The following is a 16,203-nucleotide window of genomic DNA, read 5'->3' as shown; positions in this document are numbered from 1 at the left end:
ATGTCCTACGTTCCCGAAAATCCACTCATTATTCAAAGCGATCGCTCCGTCCTGCTGGAAGTGCATTCGCCCCATGCCGATGCTGCCCGTGCTGCGATCGCCCCGTTTGCAGAATTGATCAAGAGTCCAGAGCATATTCACACTTACCAGATCTCGCCCCTGAGCATCTGGAATGCCCGCGCTGCCGGAATGCCTGTTGTCGACATGATTGCGGCGCTGCGGGGTTACGCAAAATATCCCATGCCCGATGCCGTGGCGCAAGAAATTACGGCATTGGGCAGCCGCTACGGTCTGACGGTGATTGAGCGAGACAGCGATCGTCTGTTGCTCAAAATTGCTGATTTGCCCTTAGCGGAACTCCTTAGCCGCAGTGATGAGGTGGCGAAGTATTTGGGCGATCGTCTTGCAGACTGTGTGTTTGCAGTAGAGGCAGGCGATCGCGGTGTTTTGAAACAGGCATTGCTGGCGGCAGGCTATCCGGCGGAAGATCTGGCGGGTTATGTTACCGGTGATGCTCTGCACTTGGAGCTGCGAACGATTTCAACAGTGGGAATGCCATTTATTTTGCGCGACTACCAGAAGGAAGCGGCGGAAGCTTTTTATCAGGCCGGCCGGGTACAGGGTGGCAGCGGCGTCATTGTGTTGCCCTGCGGAGCTGGAAAAACAATGGTGGGACTGGCGGCGATCGCGCAGGTTCAGGAAAATACCCTGGTGCTAACAAGCAGCCTGACCTCGGTGCGGCAGTGGCAGCGTGAACTGCTAGATAAAACGACATTGCCGCCAGAAGCGATCGCGGAGTACAGCGGCGAGTCAAAACAAACGGCTCCGATTACACTGGCGACCTATCAAATTCTCAGCTATCGCTCCAGCAAAGATGGCGAGTTTCCCCACTTTCAGCTATTCAATGCCCGATCATGGGGCTTAATTATTTACGACGAAGTGCATCTGCTGCCCGCCCCAGTTTTTCGCATTACGGCCGAACTGCAAGCCCGCCGTCGCCTGGGGTTGACAGCGACTTTAATCCGCGAAGATGGCAAAGAAGGGGATGTGTTTGCCCTAATTGGCCCCAAACGGTACGATGTGCCCTGGCGCGAACTCGAAGGACAGGGCTTTATTGCTGCTGCTGAATGCACCGAAATTCGCGTGCCGCAAACTATGGCAAGACAGATGGAATATGCCGTTGCCGAGAAACGTCATCAGTTTCGCATTGCGGCGGAAAATCCTCGTAAAGAAGAAGTCGTGCGATCGCTTTTGGAGAAGGAAAGCGGACATCGCATCTTAATTATTGGCGAATACCTCAATCAACTCAATCAACTCGCTGCCCAAACCGGACTACCACTTGTCACGGGAAAAACATCGCAGGCTGAGCGCGATCGCCGCTACGAACAGTTTCGATCGGGTGAGATTTCGGGCTTGATCCTCTCGCGGGTAGGCAACTTTGCGCTCGATTTACCCGATGCTGATGTGTTGATTCAAGTGTCGGGCAAGTACGGCTCGCGACAGGAAGAGGCGCAGCGGCTCGGTCGGGTATTGCGTCCCAAATCGGATGGTCGTAGCGCCCAGTTCTATACGCTCGTTTCGCTGCGAACCTGCGAAGAGGAGTTTGCCCGGCATCGGCAGTTATTTTTGGCAGAGCAGGGCTACAGTTATCAAATTGAAATTCTGCCAGAGTGAAGTTCTTGTAACCCCTAACTCGACTTTATTCTACGCTGTGGGATTCTCGCCATGTTTTGCATATTGGTGGATCAGTTTTGCGACTAGCCCAGTCCAACCCGTTTGGTGACTCGCTCCAATGCCTGCACCGTTATCGCCATGAAAATATTCATAAAATAGAACCAGATCATGCCAATGGGGATCGGTTTGAAAGGTTTCTGTTCCGCCATAGATAGGGCGTTCTCCGTTGACATCGTTTAAGAATGTCCGAAGCAGCCGTTGGGATAGCTCAGCTGCGACTTGCCAGAGCGTCATCATTTGACCAGAGCCAGTTGGGCATTCTACTTTGAACTCATCCCCCAAATAGTGATAGTACTTCTGCAAGGACTCGATGACCAGGTAATTCATGGGAAACCAAACAGGTCCACGCCAGTTAGAATTGCCTCCAAAAACACCTGTTGTCGATTCCGCAGGTTCATAATCGACTCGGTACTCGTTGCCATGAATTTGGAGAACGTAGGGATTGCTGGCATGGAATTTGGAGAGCGATCGAATACCATAAGGGGCAAGAAATTCAGCTTCATCCAGCATTTTTTGCAGAATTCGTCGCAATTGATGTTGTCCTGCGATCGCCAGCAAGCTTCTCGATTGGCCCCCTCTTGTCTCCAGGCAGATAGCTTTTCGGGTCAAGTCAGGACGATTTTGCATAAACCATGCGGTTCGTTTTCTGAAACCAGGGAATTGATTCAGGGTCTCCGGTTCTAGAGTTGTAACGGCAAATAGCGGAGCAAGCCCTACAACCGATCGCACCTTCATCAAAAAGTGCTGTCCGTCAGGCAAATGCAGTGCATCATAATAGAACCCATCTGTTTCGTCCCAGAGGGATAGTTCGGCTTCACCCACTCCGTCAATAGCATCGGCAATGTAGAGAAAGTGTTCAAAGAACTTGCTGGCAACGTCTTCATAGGTAGAATCTTCTTTTGCCAGTTCTAAGGCAATCTCCAACATATTTAAGCAGTACATGCCCATCCAGCTTGTTCCATCTGCCTGATTAATGTAACCACCATCAGGTAGCGATGCACTGCGATCAAATACTCCAATGTTGTCTAACCCTAAAAATCCACCCTGGAATACGTTTTTGCCTTCGATATCTTTGCGATTCACCCACCAGGTGAAGTTGAGCAGTAATTTCTGAAACACTCGCTCTAGAAAAGGGCGATCGCTTCGACCATACATTTTCTGCTCAATTTCGTAGATCTGCAGGGCCGCCCAGGCGTGAACCGGTGGATTGACATCACTGAATGCCCACTCATAGGCAGGCAGTTGCCCATTGGGATGCATGTACCATTCCCGCGTCAAGACACTTAACTGACGTTTAGCAAACTCCGGATCGAGCAGGGTTAAAGGAATGCAATGAAAGGCTAAATCCCATGCAGCAAACCAGGGGTATTCCCACTTGTCGGGCATTGAGAGAACATCATCGTTATAAAGATGCGTCCATTCATGATTCCTTCCATATTTACGTTCCGGCGGTGCAGGATTTGTTGGATCGCCATGTAGCCAATCATGTATCACGTAATGATAAAACTGCTTGTTCCAAAGCATTCCTGCAAAGGCCTGCCGCTGAATATTTTGCATCTCCTCAGACTGTGAAGAAGGGCTAATACGCTGATAGAATTCATCTGCCTCTTGCTGACGATTGCGAAAGGTGGCCCCAAATTCCTGCCCGAACAACTCTGTCCTGCTGTTGCTGGGATCAGAGTAAGAGTCCCTCAATCGAAGCCGTACCGTTTGCATTGCACCAGGCGCGATGGCAAGCTGATAATGAGCCGAGAATTTTGTTCCGGTTTGGCTAGGATTAATCGCATCCTTATGGTTGTGAATCACATAATCGTTGATGCCATCTTTGACATAAGACGAAGCGTTGCTTACTTCAAACAAACGTTCGTAATTCGTTTCATTGTTCGTAAACAATAGATTGGGGATGTCCTCACAGTAAAACCATCGCCTTCCCAGCGTGGGATGAAATGCCTCAATAACGCTGAGATGATCGGTTGTTTGGCTCACAGCCAACCAAGGTTTTTCTTCCTTCTCAAAACCCCAAGCCCAGGTGTTGCGAAACCACAAAGTCGGTAGTAAGTGCAGCGTTCTAATTTCAGTTCCCCGGTTGATAACATTAATTTGGATTAGGATATCCTCAGATGATGCTTTGGCATATTCAACAAATACATCAAAATAGTTGTTACTCTCAAATATTCCTGTATCCAGTAGTTCAAATTCAAAATCTTGCCGACTTCTACGACGATTCTCCTCCACTAACTGAGTGTAAGGAAACGCACGATGTGGATATTTATAGAGATACTTCATATAGGAGTGAGTAGGAGTATTGTCGAGGTAAAAGTAGTACTCTTTGACATCCTCTCCATGATTGCCCTCATTCCCCGTCAACCCAAACAATCGCTCTTTAAGAATTGGATCTTCACCATTCCACAAGGCGATCGCAAAGCATAGCCGCTGATGCGTATCCGAAATGCCAGCAATCCCGTCTTCTCCCCAACGGTAAGCCCGCGATCGCGCATGGTCGTGGGGAAAGTATTCCCAGGCCGTTCCGTTGGTGCTGTAGTCTTCGCGCACGGTGCCCCACTGCCGTTCACTCAGATACGGCCCCCAACGTTTCCAGTAGGCGGTGCGTTCGCGATCGGCTGCCAACCTTGCTTCTTCTTGCGTCATACCAATTCCTACTGCTCATGATAATTCCGAATCAACCCCCCATCGACGAAGAAAGTTGCCCCAGTGATGTAATCAGCGGCAGAGGAAGCGAGAAACGCGACCATTGGAGCAATATCTTCCGGTGTCCCCAACCGCCCAAGGGGGATATTCTGTTTAAGCGAATTGAGTTTCACTGGATCATTCAATAGTTTGGTGTTGATAGAAGTTTCGATTGCTCCAGGGGCAATGTTGTTGATTGTGATTCCTAGGGGTGCCAATTCTACTGCTAGATTTCGCATCATCATCTTCACTCCACCTTTGCTGGCGCAGTAAGGTGTGAAGTGAGGAAACGCCATCTCCTCGTGGACAGAACTGATGTTGATGATTTTACCGGCTCGTTTCGTCTCAACTAAATGTTGCACAAAGGCTTGCGTGGTGAAGAATGTGCCTTTGAGGTTAGTGTTGAGTACCGCATCGTAGTCTGCTTCGGTAATGTTCCAGAAGTCAACATTTCTCCCATCTATACCAGCGTTGTTTACCAGAATATCGAGCTTGCCAAAGCGCTGAACTCCTTCAGTTACCAGCTGGCGAACGTTGTTGACCAAGCTCAAATCTGTCTGGATAATATGCCCTTTACGCCCTGCTGCCTCTACCTTCGCCAGCGTTTCGTTTGCCCCGTCCCTATGAGAGCGGTAATCAATGACAATATCGGCTCCTTCTTGTGCCAGACGCATCGCAATTGCCTGGCCAATTCCTTGGCTACTACCGGTGACTAAGGCAACTTTTCCTTGTAGATTTATCATCCCTTTATCCGTCCGTTATGGCTGGTTCGGACCGTTTGCTGTGACGTAGGGCCGCGATCGTTGTTGCATAATCTTTTGACTCAAAAATTGCTGATCCGGCTACGATCGCATTTGCTCCTGCCTCTAACACTTGCCACGCATTATCTGGCTTCACGCCTCCATCCACTTCAATCCACGGATCAAGTTCCCGTTCATCGCACATCTGCCGTAAGCAACGGATCTTGGGCAGCATGGTTGGAATAAAATGTTGCCCACCAAAACCAGGATTGACGGTCATAATTAGCACCACATCACACAGATCGAGCACCCACTCGACCGCCTCTAAAGGATTACCAGGATTGAGCACAACACCTGCTCTTTTACCCAGTTCCTTGATTTGCGACAGGGTACGGTGAAGATGAGTAGTGGCCCCGACTTGTACTAAGATGTGATCCGCACCTGCTTGAGCAAAGTCGACAATGTACCGCTCTGGCTCAACAATCATCAAATGAACATTTAATGGCTTTGCCGTCTTCGGTCGAATTGCTTCTACAACTAAAGGCCCAATCGTAATGTTAGGCACATAGCGACCATCCATCACATCAATGTGAATCCAGTCCGCACCTGCTGCATCCACGGTTTGCACTTCTTCTCCTAACCGACCGAAGTCAGCGGACAAGAGAGACGCTGCAATCACGGTTGATTTAGAGGATTGAATGGGTCGCATAATTCAGCCAGAAATTGATGAAACAGCGGTGGACAGGGAACTTGCTACTTGATCGACCATCCATACCACTTTTCCTGGGGTTAAGCGAACGATTTGAGCAGGTAAGCGATCGGGTTGATATTGTCCGATGGAATCGCCCGGCGGCACTCAGGGGGCCATTGAAACTGATCTAAGATACAGCGCTTTGCGCTTGAGTCAGCCACGGTTGTTTTTGTGAGAACCGCGCGGAGCGCGGCTCTCACAAAAACAACCAGATTTTAAGTGTTTGAAAAGCGCTGTATCTCTTAAACCAGACAGCCTAATTTCCAGGCTGTTTTGATTAATCGTAAACCGATCAAAACAGCCCGAAAAATGATTACGTTAGGACAGGCGTGCGAATGGATGTACTCTGTTCACTATAAATATCTATGATTGCGTTCAGCAATCGCAATGCGTCTGGTTTGGAACGTTGGAAAGAATTGCGGCCGACAATCGAGCCAAATCCATGTCCGGCATGAATAGCCCGAACTTCATTGAGGAAGGCTTCATCAGCGTCGATCGGTCCACCTGAAAAAATGACAATCCGCCGTCCGTTAAAGGCACATTGCACCACATGATGGACTCGTTCGGTTAATGTCGCGATCGGAACCTGCTCCCGCTCATACACCTTACGAGCTGCCTCCTGCTCAACGTGCTCATTTGGCAATTTTACCTTGATGATGTGAGCCCCCAGTTGAGCTGCAATCTGGGCTGCGTAGCCAATGACGTCGATCGCCGTCTCTCCCACCTTACTCAACCCTGATCCCCGCGCATAGGACCAGATCATCACGACCAATCCATGTCGCTTTGCTTCTTCGGCACAGGCTCGAACCTGCTCGTACATTTCAAATCGATGAGCTGAACCCGGATAAATGGTGAAGCCGATACCTACGCAACCCAGCCGCAGCGCATCTTCTACGCTGCCAGTAAGCGCTTGTGTTGGGTCTGCCTCATCTAGCAATATATCGTGATCGTTGGCTTTTAGAATTAGGGGAATTTCGCCTGCAAATTCTCGTGCTCCCGCTTCCAAAAATCCTAGTGGTGCGGCGTAGGCGTTACATCCCGCTTCGACCGCCAGTTCAAAGTGATAGCGAGGATCATAGGCTGGTGGATTGGGCGCAAAACTACTAGCTGGACCATGCTCAAAGCCTTGATCTACCGGCAGAATTACGAACTTGCCAGTACCAGCTAGCTTGCCATGATTCAGTAACCGCGCTAGGTTGGTCAGCGTTCCAGGATTGTCGCTGCCATACCAACTGAGAATTTCTTTGACACGTTGAGTCAGTTGAGCCATTGTATTTCTCCTAAAAATATTGCTTGGTACGATTTTTTCTCTTTTTCTCTCATCACATATCCTGCCAGCAGCTTCGACAAAACCAATGCAGCTGATGATGGCGAATGTGACGCAGCAGTAGGCTAGAACAACAGGGGCAGACCGCTTTGTTCATTTCAACGCTAAACCGCCGATTGAAGACGGTTTCCTGGGACATCTATGGCATTATTTCCCAGAATGAATTGTTCAACCGCATTGGCAAATCCTTCATCTTCATAGGATGTTGTGACGTACTGGGCCTGCTTCTGCACCTCTGCACTTGCGTTACCCATAGCGATGCTCAATCCGCTGCGTTCAAACATGGGTACATCGTTGGGCATATCACCGATTGTGGCGATTTCTTGTCTAGGGATCCCCAGTAGTTGTGAGAGGCGATCGACCACTGCTCCTTTATTAGCGTGAGGATGCGTCACGTCCAGGTAGTAAGGCTGTGATCGAGCTGCGGAAACCTGTTCGCTGCCATTCGAACTGGCTCTTGCCTGACAGTGAACGCGCTGGCTAAACGCCTGCTGGATATCTGCCTCGCACTTAGCGACAGCATCCAAATCATCACTTACACCAACAATCTTAACCACACTATCCAATAAATTGTCGAAGCTAGAAACAACTGTTGGAGAGAACTTAACCGTCCACTCTTCACGGTCGACGTGAGAACCGTGCCGTTCATGTACATACCAATCCTTACCGCGATAAATCCAAACATCTAGATGATGAGCAGCGATCATCTTAATAACATCTTGAGTGATGGTGCTGGACAAAACGTTCTCCTCCAACGTGGAGAAGTCAGGGTAGACAAACAGACCACCATTAAATGCCGCACTCGGCTCAGTCAACTTCAGGGTCTCCACGATCATCTTCATCCCTAAGGGCGGACGACCACTGGTAATAGCGAAACGGATGTTTGCATCCCGAAGCTTATGAACAGCAACACGAGCGCGATCAGTCAGTATTTTCTCTTTTGTTACAAGTGTGCCATCTACATCTGCTAGCAGAAGTGAAATTTTAGGTAACTTGGAAGAATTTATTGAGCTCATAATAAAACAATGGTTGTTGATTGTTGGTACGCAATTGAGTGAATGAAACTTATACAACTGATCGCACTAGACCACCATCAACCCTTAAGGCTGCACCATTCGTAGCAGACGATAATGGGCTAGCGGCAAATGCAACCAGCGCCGCTATTTCCTCCGGTGCCGCGAACCGTTTGATCAGCGACGAGGGCCGCGTTTTCTCAAAGAATTCTTTCTCTACCTGCACGGGAGTAATGGATTGATCTTTTGCCAATCCTTGAATAAAGCCTTCGACCCCTTCCGAACGAGTGGGACCAGGAAGCACTGAATTAACGGTGACATTGGTGCCAGCCGTTGTCTCTGCCAGGCCACGGGCAAGTGCGAGTTGTGCGGTTTTCGTGACGCCATAATGAATCATTTCTGCTGGAATGTTTAGGGCAGACTCACTGGAGATAAAAATAATACGTCCCCAGGCCTTGTTCAGCATCAACGGTAAATAATGTCGCGAAAGCCGTACGCCGCTAATGACGTTTACTTCCAAAAACTTCATCCACTCGTCATCGGAAATTTCTCCAAACGCTTGAGAGCCGTAGATGCCCAGATTATTGATCAGAATATCGACTTCTGGAACTTGCTCAAACAATTCTGAAGCTCCTGCCTGGGTTCCGAGGTCTGCTACCACCCCTTGAAGTTTGGCACCCGTCACAGTTTGTTTGATTTGAGCGATCGCCTTGTTCACACGTTCTGTTGTCCGTCCATTGACGATCACGGTTGCTCCTTCTTGAGCGAGGGTAGTCGCGATCGCTAATCCAATCCCTGCTGTGGAGCCACTGATCAGAGCCGTGTGACCTGTGAGTTTAAGATCCATCTGGCGTTCACTCCTTCAATGCTTCTACGAGAATTGCTGAGGAATTAGAAATAGAATATAAACGACAAACACTACTTCATTGATTGAAGATAAGTGTTTATCAGATAGGAAAAAGTAGAGACAATTGCGTCAAATCAAACGATGTCCACCATCAACATGCAGCACTGTTCCTGTGGTGAAACCATTTTGCATCAAAAATAGAACGGCATTACCTTAGCACCTGCCTCTGCTGCGGCTTTGGCAGTAGCCAACCCCATCCCAGAACTCGCTCCAATGATGACAACCTTTTTGCCTGTAAGTGACATAAGTGTACGTCTCCACTGATTATTTTTATGAGTTAATCGATCGCCACCGCCGACCATCACGATAGAGCAGTTCGTCAGCATCTTTAGGACCCCAGGTACTAGCGGCATAATTGGGGAAGTTTTGAGGCGATGTTGCTGTCCAGGCGTCAAGAATGGGCGATACAATGCTCCAACCCAATTCCACGTTGTCCGATCGCTGAAATAACGTAGCATCGCCAATCATGCAGTCATAGAGTAGCGTTTCATATCCTGTACTGGGGGTTGTGCCAAAGTAATCGGCGTAGCAGAAGTTCATATTGACGGCTCCCATCTGCATCGTTGGGCCGGGAATCTTGGCACCAAACTGAAAGTTAATGCCCTCATCCGGCTGAATACGGAGTACTAGAAAATTGGGAGTTAGGTGATCAATCGATGTATCTCGGAATAAGAGGGAAGGAACTTGTTTGAATTGAACCGCAACTTCAGTCACTCGCTTGGGCAGGCGTTTTCCAGTTCGCAGATAAAACGGCACACCTGCCCATCGCCAGTTATCAATAGTGAGCTTTAAGGCTGCATAGGTTTCAGTGGTGGAATCAGCAGCAACACGCGGTTCCGATCGATAGGCAGGTACCATCTCTCCATTCACTGCGCCCTCGCCATACTGCCCTCGCACGGTCTGTTTTTGCACAGCCTCAGCCGTAAAGGGTTGAACTGCCTTCAGTAGCTTTGACTTTTCATCGCGTACAGCATCAGCATCAAATGAGACAGGAGGTTCCATCGCCACCATGGTCAGCAGTTGAAACAGGTGATTTTGCACCATATCTCGTACTGCTCCTGTCCCTTCATAGAAGTTGCCTCTGCCTTCTACACCGACTGTTTCCGCCACTGTAATTTGTACATGGTCAATATGATTTCGATTCCAAATCGGTTCAAACAACCCATTACCAAAACGAAATACCAGAATGTTCTGGACGGTTTCTTTACCCAGGTAGTGATCGATGCGGTAAACCTGGCTTTCCTCGAGTACATGGCTAATGTTCTGATTTAGGGTGCGAGCAGACTCCAGGTCATGTCCAAATGGTTTCTCAATAATTACCCGTCGCCAGCATTTATTGTCCTCACGCGCTAATCCGGCAGTACCGAGCTGAGTGATAATGTCACAAAAAAAATTAGAGGAGGTTGCCAGATAGAACAGGTAATTTCCTTGTGTACCACAGTCTCGATCAACCTGAGTCAACAGCTCTTGCAACTGCTGGTAAGTTTTAGCATTCTGAAACTCGCCGGGAAGATAGTACAATCGTTGCTCAAACTGTTGCCAGAGTTGATCATCTACATCAACCGTTGCAAATTCGTGAATATCTCGATTAAGCTTGCTGCGAAAGTCATCCTGGCTCATAGGAGTATGAGCAACTCCCACAATTGCGAACTCCTGCGGCAGCAGATTACTACGTCGCAGGTTGTAAAGAGCAGGCATTAACAAGCGCTTGGTTAAGTCCCCAGCAGCTCCAAAAATGACGATCGCACAGGGTGTAGCCGGACGAGTTGGGGATTTTGTTTGAGGATTAGGTACGGTGACGACCGTCATAATTTTGCCTCCGCATGTTGTTCCAGATGTCCACCGAACTGGAAGCGCATGGCAGATAGCAGTTTGTCTGCAAAATCATTCTCACCCCGTGAGCTAAACCGCTGGTACAGAGCTGCACTGAGTACAGGGGCAGGAGTGCCTTCGTCAATAGCAGCAGTGATCGTCCAGCGTCCTTCCCCTGAGTCCGACACACGACCCCCAAAGGTTGCTAAATCGGGTTGTTCGAGGAGGGCGATCGCCGTTAGATCCAGCAGCCAGGAAGCAACGACGCTGCCCCGTCGCCAAACTTCTGCAATATCGGGCAGATTCAAGTCGTATTGATAGTGCTCAGGATTTCGCAATGGAGCGGTTTCGGCATTCGTTGCTCGCTCCTGTTTACCCACATTGGCGTGATGCAGAATATTTAATCCTTCTGCATAGGCTGCCATCAAACCGTATTCGATGCCGTTATGTACCATTTTGACGAAGTGCCCTGCTCCATTGGCTCCACAGTGTAAATAGCCTTCCTCAGCTGTGCTGTTCACCTTTTCCCGCCCGGGAGTTCGCGGAATCTCACCTCGTCCAGGAGCTAATGACTTAAAGATAGGATCGAGATACTGAACCGCCACTTGCGGTCCCCCGATCATCATGCAATACCCACGCTCCAACCCCCACACTCCGCCGCTGGTTCCCACATCCAGGTAGTGAACGCCCTTTTGTGCCAAATCATTTGCTCGCCGGATATCATCGATGTAGTAAGAGTTGCCACCATCGATCAAGATGTCATCTGAGTCGAGTTTTGCAGCCAGTTCTTGCATCATTTGTTCAGTCGGACCTCCGGCGGGCACCATCAACCAGATGACACGAGGTTTGTCGAGCTTTTGAACAAGATCATCGATTGTGTATGCCCCAATTGCTCCCTCTGATTCCAACTGTTTCACTTTGTCCGGTGTACGGTTGAACACAACACATTCATGCTTATCTCGCAGTAGTCGTCGAACAATGTTCGCACCCATTCGTCCTAGACCAATCACTCCAAGTTGCATTTGTATTTCTCCAATGTGGTTTTCGGTTGCATCGAGTACGGATTGTTGATGAGCAAGATTTATTTGTATTACGACAGTGTTCACCTATTCCTGATCAACAACTTTATCTGTACAGAATTACCTACAGAATTTGCTCGATCGCTGTTCGCAATGCCGCTAACCCCGCTTCAACATCTTTGCCGAGATGAAACCGTAGTGCTCGTCGATCGCGTTCTGCCAATACTTGAAAATCTCCCCGTGCTTGAGCGGCTTTTACAACGCTGAACGTGTATTTCTGCTGAGGAACAGAAATATCTATGGCATCATCACAAGTGATTTGGAGAAACACGCCGCTGTTGGGTCCACCCTTGTAAGCCTGTCCGGTGGAGTGCAAGAAACGCGGACCAAAGCCAAGACAGGTTGCAACTTTTTTAGCATCCCGAATGGTTGCTCGAATGGCTTGTAGCTGCTTTTGATAGGCGTCATTGCGATCGATGTAGGCTAGCAGTGCAAAATAATCGCCTGCCTGGAGCCGATTTAAGTGAGCACGCAGATAATCGGTTATCGTTGCAGATTCTCCGACAGCCTGTTTTAATGCGGCTGCATTCTTTGAATCAGTGAATAGTTGAATGCCATCGGCTGCAAAAAACGGACTTTCGGGCGGTAGTTTTCTAGTTTTTTCGTACTCCTCTGTCAGTTGACGAGTCACAATTTTGCTGGCTTCCACATCGGGTTGATTGAATGCGTGGATGCCAATGATGGAACCTGCTACTGCTGTGGCAATTTCCCAGCGGAAAAACTCTTGACCGATCTGGTAAGGATCAGCAACTGAAATTCGCACCACAGGTTGCCCTGCATGTTCTAATGCTGCAACCTTTGTATCTTGAGTAACGTCAGGTGCAGATTCCAGGCGGATGTAGGCAAAGATGCGATCGCTCCCATACATTTCTGGAGTTCCTAATGGCTCTTGATCGACCGGAATCAATCCTTTCCCGTCTTTGCCTGTGGACTCTGCTAGTAGTTGCTCTAGCCATGCACCCAAGTCGGCAATGCCTGGTGACGTAATCAGCGTTACTTTGTCTCGTCCCTGCTTTGCCAAGACACCAAGAATTGTTCCTAACACAACGCCAGGGTTTTCCTTCGCTGGAACCGACGAGGCACAGGAATGTACCATGACTTCAGTTGTATCCAGAAATCTAGCAACATCCACACCCATTGCTGCCGCAGGCACCATGCCAAAGTTTGAGAGAGCAGAGTAACGGCCACCGATGCTGGGCATCCCAAAGAAGACATGACGAAAATCATCGCCCTCAGCAATATGTTGCAGTTTAGAGCCAGGATCAGTCACGGCAACAAAACGGTTACCTGCCGATTCTGCCCCTCGAATTTGTTGCAAGCGATCGAAGAAGTATTGTTTGAAAATATTTGGCTCCAGTGTGCTGCCAGACTTGCTTGACACAATAAACAAGGTTCGGGGCAGCTCAATTTGGTTTTCGATCGCTTTAATTTGAGCTGGATCAGTGGAATCGAGAACCAGCAGTTTTGGAAAGCCTGGCACGTTGCCGAAGGTGAGCTTCATGACCTCTGGGCAAAGCGACGAGCCGCCCATTCCCAGCAACAACACATGAGTAAATTCTAAATCTTGGACTTCTTGCGCCAGTTGCTTCAGGTGGTCAATGTGTGCCAGTTGGTCTTCCGTAATACCAAGCCAGCCCAACCATTTATTTTCATCCGTGCCTGTCCACAGCGTTGAATCCTGTGCCCAAAGGCGGCGAATCTTACCGATCTCTTGCCAATCGTTCAGGGAGGTTTGAACAGCGGTATTCAACGCATCAGATAGTTTGTAAGTCAGACGATTAAGCTTTGTACTAAGAATGTCCGTTCGCTTGTTTTCAACCGCAGTCAGTAATTGATCAAAGGCGCTTTGAAAAAGCTCTACTCCTTGTGCCAATAATTGATCTGTAGTTTGCTGCAAAGAAATTCCAGCTTGCTGTAGTTTTATGATTGTCGATCGAGCCTCATCCAATCCTTCGGTTAGACTGGGCCTCGGATGACCATGATCACCGAAAGCGGAGAGCGTAGCAGGTGGAATGGTATTCACGGTATCAGAACCAACCAATTCTTCTACATACAGCACGTCGCTATATTGGAGATTCTTCGTACCAGTGCTTGCCCATAGTAACCGCTGGGTCTGCGCGCCCTGCAGGGTCAATTTCTGCCATCGGCTAGAGCTGTAAATATCCTGGTAACGCTTGTAGGCGAGCTTGGCATTGGCGATCGCCACTTTACCTAATAAGCCTTTGAGTAAATCACGTTGCGCTGCATCTGTAGTAGCTTTGAGTTGAGCCGTAATCAAGTTGTCAACGGCCGTATCAATCCGGCTGATAAAAAAGCTGGCAACACTGGCAACACGGCTAATGTCTCCTCTTTTTGCCTCAAGGATCTCTAAACCTGTGATGTAGGCATTCGCAACCTGCTCATAAACCTCTTTAGCAAACAGCAGTGTTACGTTTACATTGATGCCTTCACCGATCAGTTGTTGAATCGCTGGAATTCCCGCAGGTGTTGCAGGTACTTTAATCATCAAATTAGGGCGATCGACTTCTCGCCACAGACGGCGGGCTTCTGAGATCGTTCGCTCGGTGTCATTTGCCAAGTAAGGTGATACTTCCAAACTGATGTAACCATCCCGGCGATTGGTCTGGTCATAAATCGGTTTCAAAATATCAGCAGTTGTCTGGATGTCGGCTATGGCAAACGACTCGTACAGAGACATGACATCTCGATCTTGGGTATGCTCACTTACACTTAAAGCTGTATCGTAATCGGTGCTGCCTGCGATCGCTTTTTCAAAAATTGAAGGATTCGAAGTCACACCTCGCAAACCATTCTCATCAATCAACTGCTGGAGTTCACCACTGGTAATTAGACTACGTCGAATATAGTCTAACCAGACAGACTGCCCGTAGGATTGTAACGCTTGCAAAGAATTCTTTATTTGCGATACTTGTACAGTAACCATTGGTTCATATCCTTGTTGAATTAACATGAGTTGCGTCAGCCGAAAATTTAAACTGACTGGTTTTGAATTCCTAAAGATAGAGAAACGATGACGGGTATCAAGAGTCTTTTGAAGCTGTCAGCTTCAAAGCCTTTTGTTTGTAAAAACGGCATACTCACCACTCGTGCTTTAATGCCTTTCATTGCGCCCTGGATATTTTTGACATCACTCGGATTCACTGAGGCAGCTTGAATCTCGATCAAAACTTTGTTTTCTTGAGGTTCGGATTTAGGTACATCCTGAACCGGTAACTCTGAGGGTGAACCAAAGCGATCGAATCGAACTGCACGCATGGCTATTTACTTCCTAGATTATTGTTAATGTGAAGTAAGCCGAATCAGAAATATAAATTTCACGCCTATAGACGCAGATATTCAATCAACGTTGAGATTTTACTGCAACTGAAATTCTAATTTTTTAAATGTACTGATAGCTCTTATATTGAAACTTGCGAGAATATTAACTTATTGCAGTATGTAATATGAACTGGTTTCTAACTACCCAAGATTGCAACGTTAAACAGGAACTTAAGAGTTAGAGCCAATTGAACTTTGATGAATGGGAAATAGCTACCAGATGTAAAGCAATAGGAACAGAACAATCCAAATTACATCAACAAAGTGCCAGAATAGGGAAACTGCGCTCACGCCCTGATGACCAGCATTATAATTGCCGGGAACCAGAGAACGGAAATACATGTATAGCAGCAAGAGCACACCAGTCAAAACGTGCAGCCCGTGAAAACCAGTCAGCAGATAGAAGGTCGCGCCTGCTAATCCTGAATCCAAACCAAAGGGCATATTGCGCCATTCGATCGCTTGTCCAATTAGAAAAATCATACCCAGTAGCACAGTTAGTAACCACAAACGACGGAACTTGATCAGCTGATGTCGATCGAGGGCACGTTCAGCAAGATAAATTACAACGCTACTGGATAGCAGAATTGCGGTATTGATGGTTGCTCTGGGAATGTCTAATCCAGAAACACCCGGTGGAAACCAGTTGGCATTTTTCCAACGCAGCAGCGCATAGGTGACAAAAAAGCTAACAAAGATGCTAAGTACCGGACAAAAGCTTGCAAAGATTGAGTAGGAGAGGGTTTCATGAGAATTACCACATTCATCCACGAAACCCTCATGAACCAGATTACTCTAATCCGAAAAACATTG

The 16,203-nt window shown here is 48.1% G+C and carries 13 protein-coding genes; 1 reads left to right on the top strand and 12 read right to left on the bottom strand.

From position 1 onward, the window contains the following. Positions 1 to 1,674 (top strand): DNA repair helicase XPB, encoded by a 1,674-nt coding sequence (locus H6F91_RS21645; protein ID WP_190775652.1) that lies wholly within the window; start codon positions 1 to 3, stop codon positions 1,672 to 1,674. Positions 1,675 to 1,704: 30 nt separating this feature from the next. Here the strand turns inward: H6F91_RS21645 and H6F91_RS21640 are convergent, their stop codons facing one another. From H6F91_RS21640 to H6F91_RS21585, 12 genes are all read right to left on the bottom strand, one after another. Then, the gene (locus H6F91_RS21640; protein WP_190775653.1) at positions 1,705 to 4,383 is read right to left on the bottom strand and encodes a glucosidase; all 2,679 of its coding nucleotides are present in this window, start codon (positions 4,381 to 4,383) and stop codon (positions 1,705 to 1,707) included. A gap of 8 nt (positions 4,384 to 4,391) precedes the next feature. Beyond that, positions 4,392 to 5,162 carry a glucose 1-dehydrogenase gene (locus H6F91_RS21635; RefSeq protein ID WP_190775668.1) on the bottom strand — a complete coding sequence of 257 codons (771 nt, stop codon included), beginning with the start codon at positions 5,160 to 5,162 and terminating at the stop codon, positions 4,392 to 4,394. A gap of 7 nt (positions 5,163 to 5,169) precedes the next feature. Continuing rightward, complete coding sequence (gene rpe / locus H6F91_RS21630) at positions 5,170 to 5,871, bottom strand: ribulose-phosphate 3-epimerase (RefSeq protein ID WP_190775654.1); 702 nt, start codon at positions 5,869 to 5,871, stop codon at positions 5,170 to 5,172. A 355-nt stretch (positions 5,872 to 6,226) separates the two neighbouring features. Next, positions 6,227 to 7,174: a class I fructose-bisphosphate aldolase gene (locus H6F91_RS21625; protein WP_190775669.1), complete on the bottom strand. Its 948-nt coding sequence runs from the start codon at positions 7,172 to 7,174 to the stop codon at positions 6,227 to 6,229. 170 nt (positions 7,175 to 7,344) lie between these two features. After that, positions 7,345 to 8,256: a Cof-type HAD-IIB family hydrolase gene (locus tag H6F91_RS21620; protein WP_190775655.1), complete on the bottom strand. Its 912-nt coding sequence runs from the start codon at positions 8,254 to 8,256 to the stop codon at positions 7,345 to 7,347. A gap of 49 nt (positions 8,257 to 8,305) precedes the next feature. Beyond that, complete coding sequence (locus H6F91_RS21615) at positions 8,306 to 9,100, bottom strand: SDR family oxidoreductase (RefSeq protein ID WP_190775656.1); 795 nt, start codon at positions 9,098 to 9,100, stop codon at positions 8,306 to 8,308. A gap of 191 nt (positions 9,101 to 9,291) precedes the next feature. After that, positions 9,292 to 9,405 carry a hypothetical protein gene (locus H6F91_RS28610; RefSeq protein ID WP_347280068.1) on the bottom strand — a complete coding sequence of 38 codons (114 nt, stop codon included), beginning with the start codon at positions 9,403 to 9,405 and terminating at the stop codon, positions 9,292 to 9,294. Between the two features lie 25 nt (positions 9,406 to 9,430). Further along, complete coding sequence (gene zwf, locus H6F91_RS21605; protein ID WP_190775657.1) at positions 9,431 to 10,969, bottom strand: glucose-6-phosphate dehydrogenase; 1,539 nt, start codon at positions 10,967 to 10,969, stop codon at positions 9,431 to 9,433. Continuing rightward, positions 10,966 to 11,994 (bottom strand): phosphogluconate dehydrogenase (NAD(+)-dependent, decarboxylating), encoded by a 1,029-nt coding sequence (gnd, locus tag H6F91_RS21600; RefSeq protein WP_190775658.1) that lies wholly within the window; start codon positions 11,992 to 11,994, stop codon positions 10,966 to 10,968. The genes zwf and gnd overlap by 4 nt, the downstream gene beginning before the upstream one ends. Before the next feature lie 121 nt (positions 11,995 to 12,115). Further along, entirely contained in the window at positions 12,116 to 14,995 is a 2,880-nt protein-coding gene (locus tag H6F91_RS21595; protein ID WP_190775659.1) for a bifunctional transaldolase/phosoglucose isomerase, read from the bottom strand. A gap of 47 nt (positions 14,996 to 15,042) precedes the next feature. Next, positions 15,043 to 15,327: a hypothetical protein gene (locus H6F91_RS21590; RefSeq protein WP_190775660.1), complete on the bottom strand. Its 285-nt coding sequence runs from the start codon at positions 15,325 to 15,327 to the stop codon at positions 15,043 to 15,045. Positions 15,328 to 15,603: 276 nt separating this feature from the next. Then, positions 15,604 to 16,119: a heme-copper oxidase subunit III gene (locus H6F91_RS21585; RefSeq protein WP_347280069.1), complete on the bottom strand. Its 516-nt coding sequence runs from the start codon at positions 16,117 to 16,119 to the stop codon at positions 15,604 to 15,606. Positions 16,120 to 16,203: the final 84 nt, after the last annotated feature.

The organism is Leptolyngbya sp. FACHB-8 (genome assembly GCF_014695575.1).
Lineage (GTDB): Bacteria > Cyanobacteriota > Cyanobacteriia > Elainellales > Elainellaceae > Vacuolonema.
This window is presented reverse-complemented; position numbering and strand designations above follow the sequence as displayed.

Excerpts from the sequence above, each read along its gene's own strand:
- H6F91_RS21595 (WP_190775659.1), bottom strand. The coding sequence starts at position 14,995 with ATGGTTACTGTACAAGTATCGCAAATAAAGAATTCTTTGCAAGCGTTA.
- H6F91_RS28610 (WP_347280068.1), bottom strand. The coding sequence starts at position 9,405 with ATGTCACTTACAGGCAAAAAGGTTGTCATCATTGGAGCGAGTTCTGGG.
- H6F91_RS21640 (WP_190775653.1), bottom strand. The coding sequence starts at position 4,383 with ATGACGCAAGAAGAAGCAAGGTTGGCAGCCGATCGCGAACGCACCGCC.
- H6F91_RS21590 (WP_190775660.1), bottom strand. The coding sequence starts at position 15,327 with ATGCGTGCAGTTCGATTCGATCGCTTTGGTTCACCCTCAGAGTTACCG.
- H6F91_RS21615 (WP_190775656.1), bottom strand. The coding sequence starts at position 9,100 with ATGGATCTTAAACTCACAGGTCACACGGCTCTGATCAGTGGCTCCACA.
- gnd (WP_190775658.1), bottom strand. The coding sequence starts at position 11,994 with ATGCAACTTGGAGTGATTGGTCTAGGACGAATGGGTGCGAACATTGTT.
- rpe (WP_190775654.1), bottom strand. The coding sequence starts at position 5,871 with ATGCGACCCATTCAATCCTCTAAATCAACCGTGATTGCAGCGTCTCTC.
- H6F91_RS21645 (WP_190775652.1), top strand. The coding sequence starts at position 1 with ATGTCCTACGTTCCCGAAAATCCACTCATTATTCAAAGCGATCGCTCC.
- H6F91_RS21620 (WP_190775655.1), bottom strand. The coding sequence starts at position 8,256 with ATGAGCTCAATAAATTCTTCCAAGTTACCTAAAATTTCACTTCTGCTA.
- zwf (WP_190775657.1), bottom strand. The coding sequence starts at position 10,969 with ATGACGGTCGTCACCGTACCTAATCCTCAAACAAAATCCCCAACTCGT.